Source organism: Streptomyces sp. FXJ1.172 (assembly GCF_001636945.3).
Lineage (GTDB): Bacteria > Actinomycetota > Actinomycetes > Streptomycetales > Streptomycetaceae > Streptomyces.
In genome coordinates this window covers 6,466,096-6,484,762 of the sequence record NZ_CP119133.2, presented here as the reverse complement: position 1 = coordinate 6,484,762, position 18,667 = coordinate 6,466,096, and the positions used below count along the sequence as shown (strand labels likewise).

At 71.9% G+C, this 18,667-nt stretch carries 11 protein-coding genes, 1 other RNA gene and 1 pseudogene; 6 read left to right on the top strand and 7 right to left on the bottom strand.

Annotated features, from left to right (window positions below; translation table 11 throughout):
* Positions 1 to 375: 375 nt before the first annotated feature.
* Positions 376 to 7,134 carry a DUF3320 domain-containing protein gene (locus A6P39_RS29085; protein ID WP_067040813.1) on the bottom strand — a complete coding sequence of 2,253 codons (6,759 nt, stop codon included), beginning with the start codon at positions 7,132 to 7,134 and terminating at the stop codon, positions 376 to 378.
* A 536-nt stretch (positions 7,135 to 7,670) separates the two neighbouring features.
* Here A6P39_RS29085 and A6P39_RS29080 point away from each other — a divergent pair.
* Positions 7,671 to 7,868, top strand: coding sequence for a hypothetical protein (locus tag A6P39_RS29080; RefSeq protein ID WP_275883918.1), 198 nt, complete (start codon positions 7,671 to 7,673; stop codon positions 7,866 to 7,868).
* 479 nt (positions 7,869 to 8,347) lie between these two features.
* Here A6P39_RS29080 and rnpB read toward each other — a convergent pair.
* The 4 genes and pseudogenes from rnpB to A6P39_RS29060 form a co-directional block, all read right to left on the bottom strand.
* An RNA gene (rnpB, locus tag A6P39_RS29075) (RNase P RNA component class A) lies at positions 8,348 to 8,750 on the bottom strand.
* Positions 8,751 to 8,868: 118 nt separating this feature from the next.
* A pseudogene (locus tag A6P39_RS45575) lies at positions 8,869 to 9,585 on the bottom strand (DMT family transporter); the annotation flags it as partial.
* Positions 9,586 to 9,652: 67 nt separating this feature from the next.
* The gene (locus A6P39_RS29065) at positions 9,653 to 10,492 is read right to left on the bottom strand and encodes an AraC family transcriptional regulator (RefSeq protein ID WP_067039112.1); all 840 of its coding nucleotides are present in this window, start codon (positions 10,490 to 10,492) and stop codon (positions 9,653 to 9,655) included.
* A gap of 153 nt (positions 10,493 to 10,645) precedes the next feature.
* A complete protein-coding gene (locus tag A6P39_RS29060) occupies positions 10,646 to 11,290 on the bottom strand; it encodes a TetR/AcrR family transcriptional regulator (protein WP_067039113.1) in 645 nt (214 codons plus the stop codon).
* A 47-nt stretch (positions 11,291 to 11,337) separates the two neighbouring features.
* On the opposite strand from A6P39_RS29060, the gene A6P39_RS29055 reads away from it, so the two are divergent.
* The 3 genes from A6P39_RS29055 to A6P39_RS29045 are packed head-to-tail and all read left to right on the top strand — an operon-like array spanning position 11,338 to position 14,258.
* Positions 11,338 to 12,906 (top strand): FAD-dependent monooxygenase, encoded by a 1,569-nt coding sequence (locus tag A6P39_RS29055; protein WP_067039114.1) that lies wholly within the window; start codon positions 11,338 to 11,340, stop codon positions 12,904 to 12,906.
* Between the two features lie 33 nt (positions 12,907 to 12,939).
* On the top strand, positions 12,940 to 13,686 hold the full coding sequence (locus A6P39_RS29050; protein WP_067039115.1) for a MerR family transcriptional regulator: 747 nt from the start codon (positions 12,940 to 12,942) through the stop codon (positions 13,684 to 13,686).
* Between the two features lie 2 nt (positions 13,687 to 13,688).
* Entirely contained in the window at positions 13,689 to 14,258 is a 570-nt protein-coding gene (locus tag A6P39_RS29045; RefSeq protein WP_067039116.1) for a hypothetical protein, read from the top strand.
* Positions 14,259 to 14,262: 4 nt separating this feature from the next.
* Here the strand turns inward: A6P39_RS29045 and A6P39_RS29040 are convergent, their stop codons facing one another.
* Positions 14,263 to 15,696, bottom strand: a complete 1,434-nt coding sequence (locus A6P39_RS29040) for an RNB domain-containing ribonuclease (protein ID WP_067039117.1) — start codon at positions 15,694 to 15,696, stop codon at positions 14,263 to 14,265.
* 74 nt (positions 15,697 to 15,770) lie between these two features.
* Between A6P39_RS29040 and yaaA the strand changes: the two genes are divergently transcribed.
* Both yaaA and eda read left to right on the top strand, forming a co-directional pair.
* Entirely contained in the window at positions 15,771 to 16,562 is a 792-nt protein-coding gene (yaaA, locus tag A6P39_RS29035; protein ID WP_067039118.1) for a peroxide stress protein YaaA, read from the top strand.
* A gap of 81 nt (positions 16,563 to 16,643) precedes the next feature.
* Positions 16,644 to 17,324 (top strand): bifunctional 4-hydroxy-2-oxoglutarate aldolase/2-dehydro-3-deoxy-phosphogluconate aldolase, encoded by a 681-nt coding sequence (gene eda, locus A6P39_RS29030; RefSeq protein WP_067039119.1) that lies wholly within the window; start codon positions 16,644 to 16,646, stop codon positions 17,322 to 17,324.
* Here eda and A6P39_RS29025 read toward each other — a convergent pair.
* On the bottom strand, positions 17,296 to 18,666 hold the full coding sequence (locus A6P39_RS29025; protein WP_067039120.1) for a bifunctional RNase H/acid phosphatase: 1,371 nt from the start codon (positions 18,664 to 18,666) through the stop codon (positions 17,296 to 17,298). The genes eda and A6P39_RS29025 overlap by 29 nt on opposite strands.
* Position 18,667: the final 1 nt, after the last annotated feature.

Below are 18,667 nucleotides of genomic sequence, written 5' to 3'. Positions count from 1 at the left end.
TGTTTGAGGGTACCTGGCGGTACTCGCAGTCGTACCGGTGGTCGCCAATCGCGGCAGCGGATGTCGTGCCCGGTCTCCCCTACCGACGTCCGGACACCGGAGTGCAGGGCCTCTGCCCTCCGGAGTCGGCGCGGTCGACCTCGATGACGTCCATGTCAGCCCAGCGGAAGCGGCCGGTGTGGGGGCTTACGAGCCGCAAGGGAACCTGGCCCACGTAACAGCGCGACCACGACTCCGCCGTCTCCCTGCAGCGGCCGACCTGGACATCGGACCGGCTGCTCTACGTGGCTGACGGCAAGGACGGCGCCGGCGGGCGGCAGGTCCGGGCCCGGGGACCGCACAGATCCTCCAGCAACGGCCTTGTCCACGAGTGCTTCAAGATCCCTCCGCGGGCATCAGGCCGCCCTCCGACTCGATCAAGCCCCCGGCGGAGATCAACGCGTCGATGTCGCCGGTCAGCGCGTCCCGGATATCAGCTCCGAGCCGCGCCCACCCGAAGAAGCGAGCGGCTTCCCGCAGCAGGTCCTCGCGGTGCACGCCCGGTCCTTCGCCGACCACGTTTCCGAGCACGAGCTGCCGCTCCACCGCGGGAACCTCCGCCACTCGTCGGGCGCACCGCTCCGTCGGCGTGCGGGCGAATTCCGTCTCGCGGCCGGGCCTGTCGTAGGCCGTGCCGACGTTGACAACCTTGCCCTGCCTGAGCAGGCGGTGAAGAGCTCGATCGATGCGGTCGCGAACCACCTGGCCGGCTCGTCCAAGGCCCCACGCGAGACGGACCCGGGTGTAGATCACCTCCTTCTCGACGGGTCCTTCCACCTCGACCACACACAGCGCCACGTCCGCCACCACATCGAGGGCATCGGGGTCCTGCAACTCCAGGCCCCACGTGCCTCGCTGGCTGCTCGATCGGTCACGTACCTCCGCCAACCGGTGAACGTCGACCTCCTGGTAAGGACGGCTCCAAAGCGCAGGGCCGGAGTCCACCGTCACGAACTCCACGCGCGGGCCTGCCGGGCCACCCACCGCTGCTACAGGCTCTCCACCCCCTGCGCTCATGGGGCCGTCCACGACCTCGGCGGTACCGTCATCGTTGCCGCCGCTGCCTGCCACCCCCACGGGGGGCGCTACTCGCACTGCATGCGGATCCTCCGCACACGCCGCCTCCACCGCGGCCCGCAGCCGCGCCATCGCATCCCGCCGGTTCCGATACCAGTCCGTACCCCAGATTCGGTGCAGCCTCCAGCCCAGGTCGCGCAAAACCGCTTCCCTGAGCCGGTCGCGGTCCCGAGCCGCCCGCGAAGAGTGATACATGGCGCCGTCGCACTCGATGCCCAGCGCGTACGTGCCAGGCGCGCCCGGGTGCCGTACCGCCATGTCGATGCGGAAACCGGCGACCCCCACCTGCGGCTGGACCTCATATCCCCAGCCGCGCAGGACTCCGATGACCTCTTCCTCGAAGGGGCTCTCCGGAGCAGCGTCCGGATCGGCGGCCTCCGTCCGGAGGATCGCAGGACCGTGCTGGGCGTACTGCAGGTACCGCTTGAGGTGCTGGACACTCTTGTTGGCGCTGTCCGGTAGATCGCCTCCGTGGAAGGAGGCGACAACCTCCATGCGGCGCCGGGCGCGGGTCACTGCCACGTTGAGGCGTCGCCAGCCGCCCTCCCTGTTGATGGGCCCGAATGTCGACAGCAGCTTGCCCCGGTGGTCGGGACCGTAGCCGATGGAGAGGATGATGGCATCGCGCTCGTCGCCCTGGACGGTTTCGAGGTTCTTGATGAAGAAACCGTCGAGTCGGCCCTCCGTGAAGTGGTGGTCGAGGTCAGGACGGGCCACCCTGGCCTTCTGCACCGCCTCCTCGATCGCGTCCGCCTGCGCCTTCGACAGCGCGACCACCCCGAGGGTGTGCTCGGGGCGAGTGTCGAAGTGGTGGATGACGCGCTGGGCAACCCTCGCGGCCTCACGGGGGTTGGCGCTGCTCCCGCCACGGTCGTACACACCGTCCGCCTTGATGAACTCCACGCCGATGTCCGGTCCCTGTTCCAGCGCGCCCGGGAACGTAACCATGGAGTTGTCGTAGAACTCGTGGTTACTGAAGGCGATCAGGTTCTCGTGCCGACTGCGGTAGTGCCAGCGCAGGGGCAGCCCGCGCAGGACTCCACTGGCCTTGCACATGTCGAGAATGGACTCGAAGCCGTCGGTGGCGTCCTCGTCCCACTCGTCGCCGTCGTCGCCGTCCCCGGCCGCACTGAAGAACGAGGTCGGCGGCAGCTGCTTCTGGTCACCCGCCACGATAAGGGCCTTGCCCCGGTAGACGGAGTTCACCGCGTCCTGGGGCAGCACCTGCGACGCCTCGTCGAAGATGACGACGTCGAACTCGAAGTCCGGCGGCAGGAACTGACTGACAGTCAGCGGGCTCATCATGAAGCAGGGCTTGACGAGCCGTGCAACGTCGCGTGTCTGCTTCAGCAGGTGCCGTACAGGCATGTGGCGACGTTGCTTCTCGGCTTCGCGGCGGAGCACGGCGGCCTGCCCCACCGATGTCCGGCGAGGACGGCGGGAGTTGCACGCGGCGATGACCTCGGCGTGTGCCGCCGCCACCAGATCCTGGTCCGCTCTCTTGAAGCGCTCCACGAGCTGGTCGCGTTCCCCGGCCCGCATCGGCTTCAGCCTCTGGTCTGTGGCGAGCTGGTGCTCGACCCACGCGGTGAGCACCGCACGTTCCATGGAGGCGGGGAAGTCCTCGGCGAGAACCTCGCGGCGTGCGAGCTGGCCGGGCAGCCCGTCAAGGTGGTAGCGGCGCAGCAGGGTCAGTGCGTCGGCGCAGCTGGACCACGCTTCCGGGCCGAAGGGGTCCCGGTCGAGGCGGCACAGGACGGACTGGGCCGAGGTGAGCGATTCGGCGAGTTCGCGGCGCAGCTCCTCGGCCCGCTCAGGCTCGAAGAACCCGGCAAGTGCGTCGCGCTGTCCTCTCCAGTCGTCGGCGCAGGCCGCGACGGACGGATCCGCTGACGCGGCCAGCATCAGCCGGGCCGCCGTTTGCGACAGGGGCGCGGAGTGGCCGCCATGTGCGGTACGACGGACCTTCTGGGCCCAGTCCAGGGCATTCAAGATCGCGTCACGGTCCGTCTCGGTGCCCTGGTAGAGGGAACCGAGAAGGCTTCGGTACGCGCCGTCGTTCTCCGCGAAGGAGGACTCGGCGGTACGGGCGGAGACGACGGCGGCCACCGCTTCCCTGGCCCGCGACAGGGTGAGGCCCGGCTCCTTGTCCATGACGCGGGTGGTTGAGCGGATGAGGTCGGCCGCGTCCTCGAAGGGCTCCACGTGCGCGCGGAGCCAGCTCGCCGCCAGTTCGAGGGGGCGGACGGCAAGCGCTGTGCCTACCGTCGCGACGTGCGGCTGCCCCGTGAACCCCTGCCAAAGATCCAGGTCACGACGAATCTGGTCCGTCTGCGCGAGGAGTTCACGCGGTTCGGGCCGGCCGTCGGCCAGCACCTCGACGAGGGTGGTCCGGCGCGCCGGTTCCGTGAGTGCGTCGAGTGCGAGACGGGCGATCAGCTGGGCGGAGTCCAGAGCAGCCCGCAGAGCCTCGCTGCGGAGGTGCCCTTCCGGGGCGTACCGGCCGAGGAACTTTCGCTGTTGCTCTGTGGCATACGGGCCCGGTTGCTGTCGCGTCAGTTCAAGGCCGCGGCGCAGGAGCTGCCCCATGGGCTCGTAGCCCGTCACGCCGTTGGGCGCGGCGTCGCGCAGAGCGTCCGCCTGTGTGTCGAGGCCGCGGTACCAGGGGCCGAGAAGGGTGCGGTCCGTTACGGCCTGAGCGGCGAACGCGGCGGCCTCCTTCTGTGCCGCGTGCGCGACCGTGACCGCTGTGCGCGCGGAGGCGAGCGTGTGCTCGGAAACGTGGCCACTGTCCCGGCGACCGACCGAGGCCACGGTGTCCAGCAGGGCGACGGCTTGTCGCAAGGGGACGAGATGGGCGCTCAGCCAGCGGGCGGCGTCGTCGAGCGGCTGCTTGATGAGGTCGGCCGCATGTGGTGCCAGCGACGGGCCATCCAAAGCCCTTCGCCACGTGGCGAGATCGCTGCGCAGCGCCGTGCCCTGCTCGACGAGCGCGGGTTGCGGCTCTCGACCGTCGGCCAGGTGAGTGGCGAGCCGATTCCGGCGGTACGGGTCGGCGACGGTTTCCGGCGCGAGTGCGTGGACCGCCTCAGCATGCGCGAGTGCCTTGCGCAGTGCCATGACGTCGGGCAACGCCGTGCCCCGATAGCGGCCGATCAGCTCGGCGTGGGTCGTGGCTAGTGACCACAGCTTCCGATGAGCGGCGCACCAGGCGTCGGCGAGTGGCAGCTTGTCGTACAGCTCGCCGCGCCACGAACCGCCGTGCGTCAACCGGGCCACGAGCTTCCGGTCGGCCCGGATACCGCTGGACATCATGCCGACAAGTCCCTGACGGCCCTCCATGAGCCGGTGGACCGCTTCAGGCAGTTCGGGCGTGGAGACGACTTCGGGCAGGAAGGTGTCGCGCGCCGCCTCCTCCGCGGCAGCCAGGTCTTCGGCGGCCGAGAAGATCTCCGCGACGGCTGCCTGGACATCGGAAAGTGCCCGGGGATCGAGCCATGCTTCGAGCGTGCGGTCCGAGGCTGTGGCCAGCTCCACGAGCGTCGCCAGATCCTCCGCCTCGGACGTCGCCTTCGGCCGGTCACACCCGAGGCTCTCGGCCACCGAGTCTGCGTGCCCGGCGGCCGCCTCGAGGGCGTCGGCAAGCATGTCGAACCGCTTCGCCAGCTCCGCGGCCTGGCGGCCGGTCAACGACGCGATGTCGGCGCCAGGTGGTTCGAGTGCGGCGAGGGCGAGCTCGTTGGCTGGTCGCTCGGCGCTCAGTTCCCGATGCAGTTCGGCCCACCCCGGGCCCGCGTGGTCCGTCGCGAGGGCCTGGGCGGAAAGTACCTGGTCCCGCCGTGTGAAGAAGTCCCTCAGGGCGTCGGCGGCGGCCCCGACCGCCGCCTCCTCCGCCCGCGCGGGGCCGTCAGGGACCAACCACTGCTCGAGAGGCCGGTGCTCGGTGCCGGCGACGGCGATCACGTCACACAGATGGCGTGCTTCTCCGGGGCTACCGGGCTTCGTGAGCCCGGTGAGGTTGCTGACACCGGTGAGGCTGTGCAGCGTCCGCTCCAGGACATCAGCGGTCGCGTCGAACTCCCTGGCGAGCTGACGCGCTCGCTCCTCCGTGAGTCCGGCGGGGTCGAGGCCGCGCGGCACCAACGCCGAGAGTTCCTCCTCGGCTTCCCCCCGCTCAGCTGTCAGCCTGGTGGACAGTTCCTGCCAACGCTCGCCCACCGCCGCGCGGACGGTATTGCTCGTACGCTGCACCTTGCGCAGTTCCGCCAGGAAGGCGTCGGCCCGGTCGTCCACCTCATCGGCGAAGGCATCCGTGGTCAGCCACCCTTCCGGCACAGGGCTCCGCACGTCGAGCAGCCGCAGGAGCGCGATCAAACGGTCGATTCCGCCCTGGTCCGTGATGGGCACTCCCCCGGGCGCGAGATCTTGGTACCGGTCGACCGACGTCGTGAGTGCGTCCCACGCCGCCTGCGCCTGCTCCAGCACAGGACGTGGGTGCGGCAGGCCCGCTCGCAGGTCACGCCAGGGGAACGACGGATCCGCGACCGCCTCCCAGGACTCGGAGATGGCTCTCGTCGCCTCGACGATCAGGCGCAGGTCCTCCTCACTGAGCGTCTCAGCGCGAAATGTGGACCCTGCCCCCGTGGGGGTGTCGTCACCATGGCTCAGATAGGCCACCGGCGCCTCGGACAGCTGGCCGACTCGACCGAGCACGTCGTGCAGGGTCCGTCCCAGCGGGTCGCGGACCTCGTTCATCGCTTCGGCGTAGGCGCTGAGCGCGAGGCGCAGTTCCCTGGCCTGAGCCAGGGTCTGCTGTGACAGTTGCGGTGCGCGCGGCTCCTCGACGAGAGCCCGGCCCAGCTCGTGGGCCACCGCTTTACGGCTGGTGTTGTGGCTGTGGAGCGCCAGGGCATACGAGTCGAGCCCGACCGACTTCAGCCGGTCGAGGACGACGTCAAGGGCCGCCGCTTTCTCACTGACGAACAGCACACTCCGGCCCGCGTGCATGAGACCGGCGATCATGTTCGTGATCGTCTGGCTCTTGCCGGTGCCGGGCGGGCCGTCCAGGACGAACGACTGTCCGGCCACGGCCGCGGCGACGGCCTGCCGCTGCGAGGCGTCGGCGTCAAGCACCAGCGGGTTGTCCTCGGGCGGGCTCAGTTCGTCGATCCGGTCGAGTTCGATCTCCGCGAAGTCGAAACGGTCGGAGACAAGTCCGGAATTCGGGCCGAGCGCCATCGCCCGTACGAGGTCACTGCTGAGGACATGGTCCTCGTTGTCCAGCAGGTCCTGGTACATCGACTCCTTGTGGGAGGCGAAGAGTGCGAGCACCACGCGGTCGGAGATCTGCCATCCGGCCTTGCCCGCCACCGCGCGAGCCGCGGCGGAGAGAACCGCCTGCAGGTCCGAAGGGTCCTGTTCGGCAACCGACGTCCAGTCGATATGGAATTGCTGCAACTTCACTTTGAGGGCCGGGTTGAGACGAGGTTCCTCGTCGTCGCTCGCCCTGAGGCGGATCCGGCCGTTGCGCGCGCGCTCGATGACCACCGGCATCAGGATCATGGGGGCGTCGCTGGCCGTCTCAGCTCCGTCCTCTCGCCAGCGGAGCATGCCGACGCCAAGATTGAGGGTCCATAGGCCGTAGTCGTTGAAGACCTGAGTAGCTTTGGCGCGCAGGCTGTTCAACGCGCGCAAAAGGGAAGGCCCGGTGGTCTTCTGGGTGACGATTCCGTCAATGCGATCGCCCTTCTTCGCGAGGACCACATCGCCAGGTTGCATACCCTCGCCGGACTCCGGCTCCTCGTCCGGGAGCGGCGCGAAGTCCCAGCCGCGGGCCAGGCCTTCGACGAGTTCCTGCGCGGATGGGGCCGTGATCTCCAGCGTCGCCGACTTGGTGTGGCGGAAATTGAGCAGCCGGTTGCGGCCGCTCAGGTCCACCAGAGACGTGCGCCAGCTCTCAAGCATCGCCCTGAGGCGGTCGAGTCCCTGGCTGTCCCCGAAGTCACCCGAGTTCGTCACGCTGGTCCCTGAGGTTGTCGCTTCCGGGCCAACGGAGCACCGGCGTCGGCGGCAGTCCCCACTGCTACCAACGCAAAGCGCGGCCACAGACGTCCGTACTGTCCTGGTGGCCGCACAAGTCCCGCTGATCCCCCCTGGACGCGGATTCTACGGTCAGCGCACCAATGCGTGAAGCGCCAACTACGAACGGTTTTCCCGGCGCTAACGAAACCCCGGTGCGCCCGGCCCGCATCTGCTTCAGAAACAGCGGAGGAAGTACCACCCACCCCGTTGCCCTGTCCACGACTCCGACGCTCCGCCCGTCCAGCGGCGTGCGTCTGCTTCGTGTCCTCCATCAGGCACAGTCACTACAGGATGAACCGCCCCGGTTTGATGGAGATATCGGACTGTCCCGAGTTGGGTGGAGCCGAGTGCTTGGCTGCTCCCCATACGTACCCCCCGAACTGCGTGAACGCGCTACGCCTGCAACGGCTACGGCCCGCAAGGATCCGGGTTGGCCGGGCCGGGCCGGGGCGATCAACCGCATCGCCGACCAGTTGGACGTGCACCCTGAGGCCCTGCGGGGGTGGGTCAAGCGGGCCGAGGCGGACGAGGGCATCGCGCCCAGGATCACCAGCGGTGACGCCGCCCGGATTGTGGAGCTGAAGTGGTGGAGCACCGGGCGCACCGTCCGGCTCGACTCCCGCGCTGTGAGAGCACGCGCCTGCTTCTCGACTCCGCGCACAACCTGCTGAACCGCAACACCTTCATCTCCACCTGCCTCCAGAACGGAATCCCGGAGCACGCAGTGGCCGCGTGAGCGGGTGACACCATTGAGGAGATCCGGCGTACGTAACAGCCGCCTCCTCAAGAACCACGGCGAGACTCATGGAGCTGCCGCCAGCCTGACAGCGCGGCCGAAGCCAGCCACCGCCCTCATCGCCGCATGATGCCTCCCAGGCTTCCCATATTGAATCCCTGACACCCTTCACCAGCCTTCCACTGGTGGAGGGCGTCTTGCGTTCGGGCAAGCCGGACTGTCATACGCGGAGAATCACTGCAGCCCAATAATCAGACGAGCGCCCGCAGTGGCCGCATGCGTGGCTACCTTCGTGGCTACGTTGGTAGCCGTGAGGTCCGGTTCAAACCGGTACGAACCGGGGTTCGGCCATGCTCCCGATCCTTCCAAAAAGGCCCCTGACCTGCGATTTAGCTGGCCAGAAGCCCTGAGCGGCAGACGAGTCGGGCTGTACGCCGGGTTCTGTTCCCCGGTGTCCTCGCGGGCGCCGGGGCGACGGCCATCCATCTAGGGCCGGCGTTGCCGCCGGCCTCGTGCGGTCTACCCGCGGACTCGGGCGGGCAGCCCTCGGTCGTCCGCGCAGAAACACCGGGGTGTTTCCTTTTGACCTTGCTCCGGGTGGGGTTTACCTAGCTGCCCAGGTCGCCCTGGGCACTGGTGGTCTCTTACACCACCGTTTCACCCTTACCCGGCGCCTGAGCGCCGGGCGGTCTGCTTTCTGTGGCACTGTCCCGCGGGTCACCCCGGGTGGCCGTTAGCCATCACCCTGCCCTGTGGAGCCCGGACGTTCCTCGGGAAGCCCCCTAGGGGGACTCCACGCGGCCGTCCGCCCGGCTCGTCTGCCGTGTCGACCATGGTACCGGGAGCCGGGAGCGGCGCGGACCGGCGGTCGCCGTCGCCAGGACCGAACCCGTCAGGATCAGGGCGAAGGCCGCCCCGACCGTCGCGGTCAGCGGCTCGCTCAGGAAGACCGCTCCCGCCGCCACCGCGACCGCCGGGTTGACGTACGTGATCACCGTCGCCCGGGTCGGGCCCGCCTCCTTGATCAGCTCGAGGAACGCCACGAAGGCCACGGCCGTGCAGATCACGCCGAGGCCCGCCAGCGCGGCCAGGACGGAGGCGGAGGGGACGGAGGACGGGCGGGTCGTGGCCGCCACCGGGGCGTAGACCACGGCCGCCAGCGAGAGGCAGGCCGCTGTCAGGTGCAGGGAGGGGACGTCCTTCAGGCGGCGTGCGGCTATCACCGGGGCGGTCGAGTAGCCGATGACCGTCACCAGCACCTCGGCCAGGGAGCGTCCGTCGCCGCCGGTCAGGTGGGGCAGGGTCAGGACCGTCACGCCGGCCAGGCCCAGGGCGAGTCCCGCGAGTCGCCGGACTCCCAGGTGTTCGGCGCTGCCCAGCACACGGGCCACGACGACACCCACGATCGGCACGCCCGCGATCAGCAGACCGGCCGTCGAGCTGGACAGGTGCCGCTCGGCGTCGGTGAGCGTGAACCACGGGACGATGATCTCCAGGCACGCGAAGGCCAGCATGGGGCGCCAGTGGGCCCGTACGGTCCCGGGCAGGCCGCCCTGGCGCAGGGCGGCCGGCAGGAGCAGGAGCGCGCCCAGCGCGCAGCGCGTGAACACCACCACCGGCGGGGCCACCTCGTCCACCGCCACCTTGATCATCAGATAGGGGATGCCCCAGACCACTCCCATCAGGGAGAACAGGAACCAGCCGCGTGCAGTCATGCGGTCAGTTTCGGCCACTGTCCCAGGGCGCGTCTTGAACGCTGTTGCGGTAGGCCGCGGGGGTCACCCCCAGCACCCGGCGGAACCAGCGGGTCAGATGCGCCTGGTCGGCGAAGCCCACCAGCCCCGCCACTTGAGCCGGGCGCAGTCCGGCGCTGAGCAGGGCGCGGGCCCGGGTCACCCGGTACTGGGCGAGCCAGGCGTACGGGGGTATGCCCATCGTCGTACGGAAGGCCCGCAGGAGCTGGTAGCGGGACAGGCCCAGGTCGGCGGCGAGGGTGGCGAGGGGCGGCGGGGCGGTCAGCTCGTCGGCCAGGCGGTCGCGGACCGTCAGGGCGATCATGGCCGCGCCCGGGACCAGGTCCGGCGCGGGCCGGGCCGTGGAGTGGCGGCGGGCCAGGGCCGTCAGCAGCCAGGGCACGCGGGACTCCGCCTCCAGCGGGTCGGGGCAGCGGCTGAGTTCGGTGTGGGCGAGGCGGAGCGCGGCGGCGAGTTCGGGGTCCTGCAGGATCGGTTCGCGGAAGTACGGCAGGCCGCCGATGATGCCGTCGGTCAGCAGTGCCGGCTCGGCGTACAGGGCGCGGTAGGCATAGCCGTCGGTGGCGTTGCCGGGCCCGCCGGTGTGCATCTCGCCGGGATCGAGGACGACGATCGTGCCCGGTCCGGTGCGGATGTGACCGCCCCGGTAGTCGATCACCTCGGAGCCGCCGACGCAGACACCGACGGTGTACTCCTCGTGGGCGTGCGGGGCGTAGACGTGCTGCCGGAAGTTCGCGGTCAGGAGGTCGAGCGGGGGCCCGCACCGGCCCAGCCGTGCCCTGGTCCACAGCGCCTGTTCCGCCATCCGCCGCCCCCACGTCCACTCGCCCGCCCACCCGTCCGACTCGTCCGACTCGTCCGACGCATCCGACCGCGCATGGGTGCAACGCCCGCGGGGCGCGCTTCATGCCGGGGCCGACGAGCCAAGATCGTCGCGGACAGTCTCAGATTTGCGGGCTCAGCCCTCGATGCTCGCCCGCTCCAGGGACGCGAACGCGGACTCCAGCCGTGCCCGGTGGTCTCGGGCCACCTCGGCCACCGGGTCGCCGGCCAGCAGGCGGCGCGCGGAGGTGAGGTAGACCGTGCGGTAGGCGGCCACGGTCAGGGCCGCGAGGAGCTGCGGGTCGGCCGCGCCCGCCTCGGCGAGGGCGGCGGCGAGCGTCCGCTCCACCTCCTCCACGCCCTCGCGGGCGCGGGAGCGCAGGGCCGGGGAGGCGAGGACGATCCGGTAGAAGCGCGGGTAGCGCTCCCCCACGCCGCTCAGCGGGTGCCTCTCGTCGAGCAGGCGGAGCGCGAGGCGGCGCAGGGCGGCGAGCGGGGACTCGTCGGGGGCACGGTCGTGCACCGCCCCGGCGAAGAGTTCGGCGGCCTGCGGGATGCGGTCGAGGAACAGGTCCTCCTTGCGCGGGAAGTAGTTGAAGACCGTCATCGCGGAGACGCCCGCCGCCCGCGCGACCTCGGCGACCGTCACCGCGTCGAAGCCGCGCTCGGCGAAGAGCCCGGTCGCGATGTCCGAGATCCGCTGTCGGGTCTCCCGCTTCTTGCGCTCCCGCAGCGACAGCTCGTCGTTCGCACGCTCGGCATTCGCACGCTCGTCGTTCATATCAAAACTATAGCTGCTCAAAACTTTTAGTGACTATAGTCAGCAGCATGACGACGCTGGAGCGCAATGTGGCGGACTACGACGTGGTGGTGGCGGGCGCCGGGCCCCTGGGTCTGCTCCTCGCCTGCGAGCTGCGGCTCGGCGGGACGCGGGTACTGGTCCTGGAGCGGCTGACCGAGGTGGACGAGACGATCAAGGCGGGCGCGATCAACATCCCGAGCGCGGTCGCCCTCTACCGGCGCGGACTGCTGCCCGAGCTGGCGGCGGTGTGGGAGGCGGCGCGGGAGCGGATCCGCGCCTTCCGGGGCGAGGACGCCGAGTCGAAGCTCCCGCCCAAGTTCGCCGGGCACTTCGCCGGGATCACGATGACCAAGGAGCTGTTCGACGGCTCCGACCCCGCCTGGGCCGAGGTCGGCCCGGCCGGCGACACCGGGCTCGGTGTGCCGCAGGCCGCGCTGGAGCGGATCCTGGCCCGGCATGCCGAGCGGCTCGGGGTGGAGGTGCGCCGGGGCGTGGAGCTGACCGGCTTCGACGCGGACCCGGCCGCGGACGGCGTGACCGTGCACGTGAGCGGCTCGCCGAGCATCCGGGCCGGCTGGCTGGTCGGCTGCGACGGCGGCCGCAGCACGGTCCGCAAGACCGCCGGGTTCGACTTCCCGGGCACGGACCCGGAGATCACCGGCTATCAGGCGATCGTGGAGCTGACCGGCGGCGAGCGGCTGCGCGAAGGGTGGAACACGACGGACACGGGGACGTACGTCCACGGGCCGTTCCCGGGCCGCATCCTCACCGTGGAGTTCGACGGCCCCCCGGCCGACCGCTCGGCGCCCATCACCGCGGAGGAACTGCAGGCCAGCCTGCGCCGGGTGGCGCAGGTGCCCGAGGTCACCATCACCGAGGTGCACAGCGTCACCCGGTTCACGGACAACGCCCGCCAGGCCACCGACTACCGCAAGGGCCGGGTGCTGCTCGCGGGCGACGCGGCACACGTGCACTCGCCGTTCGGCGGGCAGGGGCTGAACCTCGGCCTCGGGGACGCGATGAACCTGGGGTGGAAGCTCGCCGCCGTCGTACGCGGCCGGGCGCACGAGTCCCTGCTGGACACCTACACCGCCGAACGGCATCCGCTCGGCGCCTGGGTGCTCGACTGGACCCGGGCCCAGATCGCGGTGATGCGTCCGGACCGGCATGCCCGCGCCCTGCGCCGGGTGGTCACCGACCTGGCGCTGACCACCACCGGCACGACGTACCTCGTCACGAAGATCTCCGGCGTCTGGCAGCGCTACGACCTGCCCGGCGAGCACCCGCTGACCGGCGCGAGCGCGCCCGACCTGGAGCTGTCCGACGGCACCCGGCTCGGCGACCACCTGCACACCGGCCGCGCCCTGCTGCTCGACCTCGCCGACGACCCCGAGGTGCGCGCCACCGCCGAGGGCTACGTGGACCGGCTGGCGGTCCGCACCCTCGCCTGTCCGGGCCGGCCCGGTCTGAAGGCGCTGTTCGTGCGCCCGGACGGCTTCGTGGCCTGGGCCGCCGACACGCAGGACGCCGCGGACGCCAAGGGGCTGCCGGAGGTCCTGGAGCGCTGGCTCGGCAGCCCGGCCGGCGCCGCTTGACCTTGCCGTGGCGTCAACGTCTGTACTGGTCCCATGCGGATCGGAGAACTCGCCGCCACCGTCGGCGTCACGACGCGCACGGTGCGGCACTACCACCACCTGGGCCTGCTGCCCGAGCCCGAGCGCCTGTCGAACGGCTACCGGCGGTACACGCTCCGGCATGCCGTCGTCCTCGCCCGGATCCGGCGGCTGACCGAGCTGGGGCTGGGGCTCGCCGAGGTCCGGGACGTCCTCGCGGACGACGCCGGGAAGGACCTGGTCGAGGTGCTCGGCGAACTCGACGAGGACCTGGCCCGGCAGGAGGCGGAGATCCGGGAGCGGCGGCAGCGGCTGCGGACGCTGCTGGACGCCGGCGAGCTGCCCGCCGAGGGGCCGGTCTCGCCCCAACTGGCGGACCTGTTCGGCTCGTTGCCCCTCGGTGACTCCCCCGCCGCCGCCAAGGACCGCGAGGTGCTCGCGCTCATCGACACCGGGGCGGCGCCCGAGGACCGGGAGCGGATGATGTCCGCGCTGCGCGGCGTCCTGGACGACCCGGAAACCCTGGCCCGCACCCGGGAGGCGTACGCGCTGCTCGACGCGCTCGCGGACGCCGCGCCGGACGACCCGCGCGTGGCCGAGGCCGCGCGGACCATCGCCGCGTGCGTGCCCCGCGAGCTGCTGCCCGCCGAACTGCCCGGCACCGGCCACGCGTTCCTGCAGGCCCTGTACGCCGACTTCACCCCCGCCCAGGCCGAGGCGATCCGACGTACCTTGAACATGCTTTACGGGGAGGGGAGTTGAGCATGCTGGAGACACTGCGGCGGCTGGCCCGGCACGAGGTGCGGCTCTACGCCGGCGTGGCCCTGTGGCTGGCCCGGCGCACCCAGGGGACGGCCGGCGGGCGGGTGTTCGGGTACGCGCGCGGGCAGGGTGCGACGCATCTGGGGCTGGCGTTCGTGTGCGTGGTCGAGACGGTCGGCGTCTCGGTGATGCTGCGCGACATGCCGACCGCGCACGACGTCCTGCTGGTGCTGGACGTCTACACCGTGCTGTTCGTCGTCGGCCTGCACGCGGCCTGCGTGGTCCGCCCGCACGTGCTGACGCCGGACGCGGTGCGGGTGCGGTACGGGGCGCATGTGGACCTGCGGATCCCGCTGTCCGCGATCGGTGCCGTACGCCGCGAGACGCGGATGACGCACACGCCGGCCGAGGACGCGCTCGATCTCGCCGTCGGTTCCCAGACCTCCGTCACGCTCGAACTCACCGAGCCCGTCACCCACGTGACGCTGCTCGGCCGGCGCAGGGACGTCAGCGTCGTACGGCTGCACGCCGACGACCCCGGCGGCCTGGTCCGGGCGCTCACCCGGCCGTGACCGCTCACGCGGCCGTGAACAGGATCTTCGAGGCGCCCGGGGCGGCCCGGACGAGGCGTACCCGCACCCGTTCGCCGAGCGGGAGGTGGTCGCCCTCGATCCGGCCGATGACCGCCGGGGACGTCAACTGCACTGTACCGAGGGTCGGTTGGTGCTCCTCGACGTCCACCACGCAGGCCTCGAAGACGTCGCCGATCCGGTCCTTGAGCAGCGCCGCCTCCACCAGGTCGATGCACTCCCGCTCCGCCGTCCCGGCGACGCGGGCGCCGTCGGCCATCCGCCGGGGCAGCGCGGCGAGAGCGGCGAGCACCCAGTCGGGCGGGGCCTGGCCGGCGACGGCCGCGAGGCAGATCTCGGCGGCGTAGCGGTCGGCGAGGCGGCGCAGCGGGGCGGTGCAGTGGGTGTAGGGGGCGGCGACGGCGGCGTGCGTGGTGATCGCGGGCAGGACGCCGTCCCGGAAGACGGTGTAACCGGCGCCGCGCAGCAAGGTCGTGCACTCCTGGAGGAAGGCCGCGTGGCGCGGGTCGCCGGGATCGAGGGAGCGGATCAGCGCGGCGTAGGACACATGGTGCGGCCAGTCGATGCGCAGCGCGGTCGCGGTACGGCGCAGCCGGGCCACGGCACCGTCGGGGGCGGCCGGCAGGGTGCGCAGGATGCCGGTGCCCTGGGCGGTCATCACCTCGGCGGCGGCCATGCCGGTGAGCAGCGAGAGCTGGGCGTTCCAGCTGTCGGCGGGCAGCGGGGCGCGGTAGCGCAGGACGTAGGTGTGGTCCTGTGCGGTGATCTCCTGCTCGGGCACGTTGAGGGAGATACCGCCGCGCGCCACCTCCAGCCGCTCGCGAAGCTCGCCGATCTCTTTGAGCAGCGCGACGGGTTCCTCGGCGGCCTTGGTGTCGATCTGCTTCTGCACCCCGGCGTAGTCGAGCCTGGCGCGGCTGCGGACCAGGGCGCGGCGCACATCGACGGCGATGGTCCGGCCGTCCGTGTCGAGGTCGAGCGTCCACAGCGCGGCCAGGCGCACCTGGCCCGGCAGCAGGCTGGCGGCGCCCTCGCTGAGCACGACGGGGTGCAGCGGGACCTTCCCGTCCGGGAAGTACAGGGTGTTGACCCGCCGGTGGGCCTCCACGTCCAGCGGGCCGCCGGGCGCGACGAAGGAGGCGACGTCGGCGATGGCGTACCGGACCCGGTAGCCGGTGCGCCGCCGGGACAGATGGGCGGCCTGGTCGAGGTCCATGGAGGCGGGCGGGTCGAGGGTGAAGAAGGGGATGTCCGTGGCGTCGTACGACGGCAGGGCGGGCGCCTTCGCCGCGCGCTCGGCCTCCTCGCGGACCTCGGGCGGGAAGTCCCCGGGGATGCCGAGTTCGCTGCGCAGCGCGGCGAGGGCGGCCCTGAGGGGGGCCTCGGGGGCACCGGTCACGCGGATCCTGCGGCGGGGCATACAGCGAGCGTAGGTCGAGGCCGGGTGGGTGGCACGCCGTACTCTGGCGCGGAGGTCTACGTAAGGAGTACGTGTTGCTGGTCCTGCTGCCGCCCTCCGAAGGCAAGGCGAGCCCGGGCGAGGGCGCCCCGCTGGAGCTGGAGTCGCTGTCCCTGCCGGGGCTGACCGCCGCCCGCCGGGCCGTGCTCGCCGAGCTGGTCGAGCTGTGCGCCGGGGACCCCGGGCAGAACGACAAGGCCCGCGAGGTGCTCGGGCTGAGCGAGGGGCTGCGCGGCGAGGTCGCGAAGAACGCCGGGCTCCACACGGCCGCCGCCCGCCCCGCCGGGGAGATCTACACCGGCGTCCTCTACGACGCCCTCGGGCTGGCCACGCTGGACGCGGCGGCCAAGCGGCGCGCGGCGGGCTCGCTGCTGGTCTTCTCGGGCCTGTGGGGCGCGGTACGGGTCACGGACCGCATTCCCTCCTACCGCTGCTCGATGGGCGTGCGGCTGCCGGGGCTCGGCGCGCTGGGCGCGTACTGGCGGACGCCGATGGCCGAGGTGCTGCCGGCGGCGGCCGGGGACGGCCTGGTCCTGGACCTGCGCTCCTCGGCGTACGCGGCGGCCTGGAAGCCGAAGGGCGAGGTCGCCGGGCGGACGGCGACCGTACGGGTGCTGCACGCGCCGACGCGGAAGGTGGTCAGCCACTTCAACAAGGCGACCAAGGGCCGGATGGTGCGCAGCCTGCTGACGGCCGGCGCGGCCCCGAAGGACCCCGCCGGGCTGGTGGAGGCGCTGCGGGAGCTGGGGTACGTCGTGGAGGCGCAGGCGCCGGGGAAGGCGGGCAAGGCGTGGTCGCTGGACGTGCTGGTGGAGGAGATCCACTGATCTTCGAACGAATGAACTGAATGCATTGCAACATGTGCAACGCTCATTGCGTGTGATGCAGCCGCTGGGCACGATGAGGGCATGACCTCTCCGCTGCCCCCGTCCTCGGCTGCCTCCGTGCTGGATCTCGCTCCCGTGGTCCCCGTCGTGGTCGTCTCCGCCGCCGCCGACGCCGTACCGATGGCGCGGGCGCTGGTGGCGGGCGGGCTGCCCGCGATCGAGGTGACGCTGCGGACGCCGGCGGCGCTGGACGCGATCCGTGCGATCGCCGCCGAGGTGCCGTCGGCGGTGGTCGGCGCGGGCACGGTGCTCACGCCGGAGCAGGTGCGCGAGTGCGGGGCGGCGGGGGCGCGGTTCCTGGTCAGCCCCGGGTGGACGGACACGCTGCTGGCGGCGATGCACGGGTCGGGAGTGCCGTTCCTGCCCGGGGTGTCGACCACCTCGGAGGTCGTCGCGCTGCTGGAGCGCGGGGTGCGGGAGATGAAGTTCTTCCCGGCGCAGGCGGCGGGCGGCACGGCGTATCTGAGGTCGCTGGCCGGGCCGTTGCCGCAGGCCCGGTTCTGCCCGACCGGCGGGATCGGCCCGGCGACCGCGCCCGAGTACCTCGCCCTGCCCAACGTCGGCTGTGTGGGCGGGAGTTGGATGGTCCCGGCGGACGCGGTGGCCGCCGGGGACTGGGCGCGGATCGAGGAGCTGGCGCGGGACGCGGCGCGGCTCGCCCGGCCCGCCCGGCTCAGGGACGCAGGTGGGACGTGTCGTTGAAGAGCCGGACGCTGGCGTTGCCGTCGGCGTAGTACGCCACCGCCGACAGCGAGGCCGCCGAGAGTTCCATGCGGAACAGGGACTCGGGCGGGGCACCAAGGGCGAGGCGGACGAACGTCTTGATCGGGGTCACATGGCTGACCAGCAGGACCGTACGGCCCGCGTAGGCGGCGACCAGCTTGTCCCGGGTGGCGGCGACCCGGGTGGCCGTCTCGGCGAAGCTCTCGCCGCCGCCGGTGGGGTGGGCCTCCGGGTCGGCGAGCCAGGCGTTCAGGTCATCCGGATGGCGCTCGCGGACCTCGCCGAAGGTGAGGCCCTCCCAGGCGCCGAAGTCCGTCTCGCGCAGGCCGTCCTCGACCGTCACCTCCAGGCCGAGGCGGGCGGCGACGATGCCGGCGGTCTCGCGGGTGCGGGCGAGGGGGGAGGCGACGACGGCCTGGACCGTGCCGCGCCGGGCGAGTGCCTCGCCGACCCGGCGGGCCTGTTCGCGGCCGGCTTCGGAGAGGGCGGGGTCGGTCCCGCCGCTGCCGGAGAAGCGCTTCTGCGGGGTCAGGTGGGTTTCGCCGTGGCGCAGCAGCACGAACGTTGCGGGGGCGCCGAGGTCGGGGGCGCTGCTCCAGCCCGGCGCCGAGACCCGCGGCTCGCCGGGAGCGGCCTGCCCGCCGGTGCCGGCCGGGTGCCGGTCGTCGAGGGCGGACCGGCTCTGCTCGCCCTGAGGCGCGGCTTCCTGCGGGACGGGCGCCGCCCCGGCGGCACGGCTGCCCGCGGCCGCGGCGGACTCGCCGCCGACCGCGGCCGTGGCGGCCGCACCCGCCAGCGCCGCCCGCGCCTTCGCCGCGCCCGCGGCCGCGTCCCCGGGCGGGCCCGACGGTTCCGGAACGGCCGGCGGGGCGTCCAGCGCGGCCCGGGACGTCGCCGGCGACCAGGCCTCGCCCTTCGCCCCCGCGTCCATCGCCTCGTTCGCCAAGCGGTCCGCGTGCTTGTTCCGCTCCCTCGGGATCCACTCGTACGTGACCTGGTCCGGCGGGAAGACCGAACGGGCCTGTGCGGCCAGGGGCTTCATGTCGGGGTGCTTGATCTTCCACCGGCCCGACATCTGCTCGATGACCAGCTTGGAGTCCATGCGGACGTGCACCACGGCGGCCGGGTCGAGGGCGTGGGCGGCGCGCAGGCCCGCCACCAGCCCCCGGTACTCGGCCACGTTGTTGGTGACGACCCCGAGGTACTCGGCCTCCTCCGCGAGGATCTCGCCCGTCGCCGCGTCGGTGACCACGGCGCCGTATCCGGCCGGCCCGGGGTTGCCCCGCGAGCCGCCGTCCGCCTCGACGATGAACTCCCGCACC

What these genes read in the sequence shown, in the direction of transcription:
- A6P39_RS29065 (WP_067039112.1), bottom strand. Translation starts at nt 10,492, where the DNA reads ATGGCGGAACAGGCGCTGTGGACCAGGGCACGGCTGGGCCGGTGCGGG.
- A6P39_RS29045 (WP_067039116.1), top strand. Translation starts at nt 13,689, where the DNA reads ATGCTGGAGACACTGCGGCGGCTGGCCCGGCACGAGGTGCGGCTCTAC.
- eda (WP_067039119.1), top strand. Translation starts at nt 16,644, where the DNA reads ATGACCTCTCCGCTGCCCCCGTCCTCGGCTGCCTCCGTGCTGGATCTC.
- A6P39_RS29060 (WP_067039113.1), bottom strand. Translation starts at nt 11,290, where the DNA reads ATGAACGACGAGCGTGCGAATGCCGAGCGTGCGAACGACGAGCTGTCG.
- A6P39_RS29055 (WP_067039114.1), top strand. Translation starts at nt 11,338, where the DNA reads ATGACGACGCTGGAGCGCAATGTGGCGGACTACGACGTGGTGGTGGCG.
- A6P39_RS29040 (WP_067039117.1), bottom strand. Translation starts at nt 15,696, where the DNA reads ATGCCCCGCCGCAGGATCCGCGTGACCGGTGCCCCCGAGGCCCCCCTC.
- A6P39_RS29050 (WP_067039115.1), top strand. Translation starts at nt 12,940, where the DNA reads ATGCGGATCGGAGAACTCGCCGCCACCGTCGGCGTCACGACGCGCACG.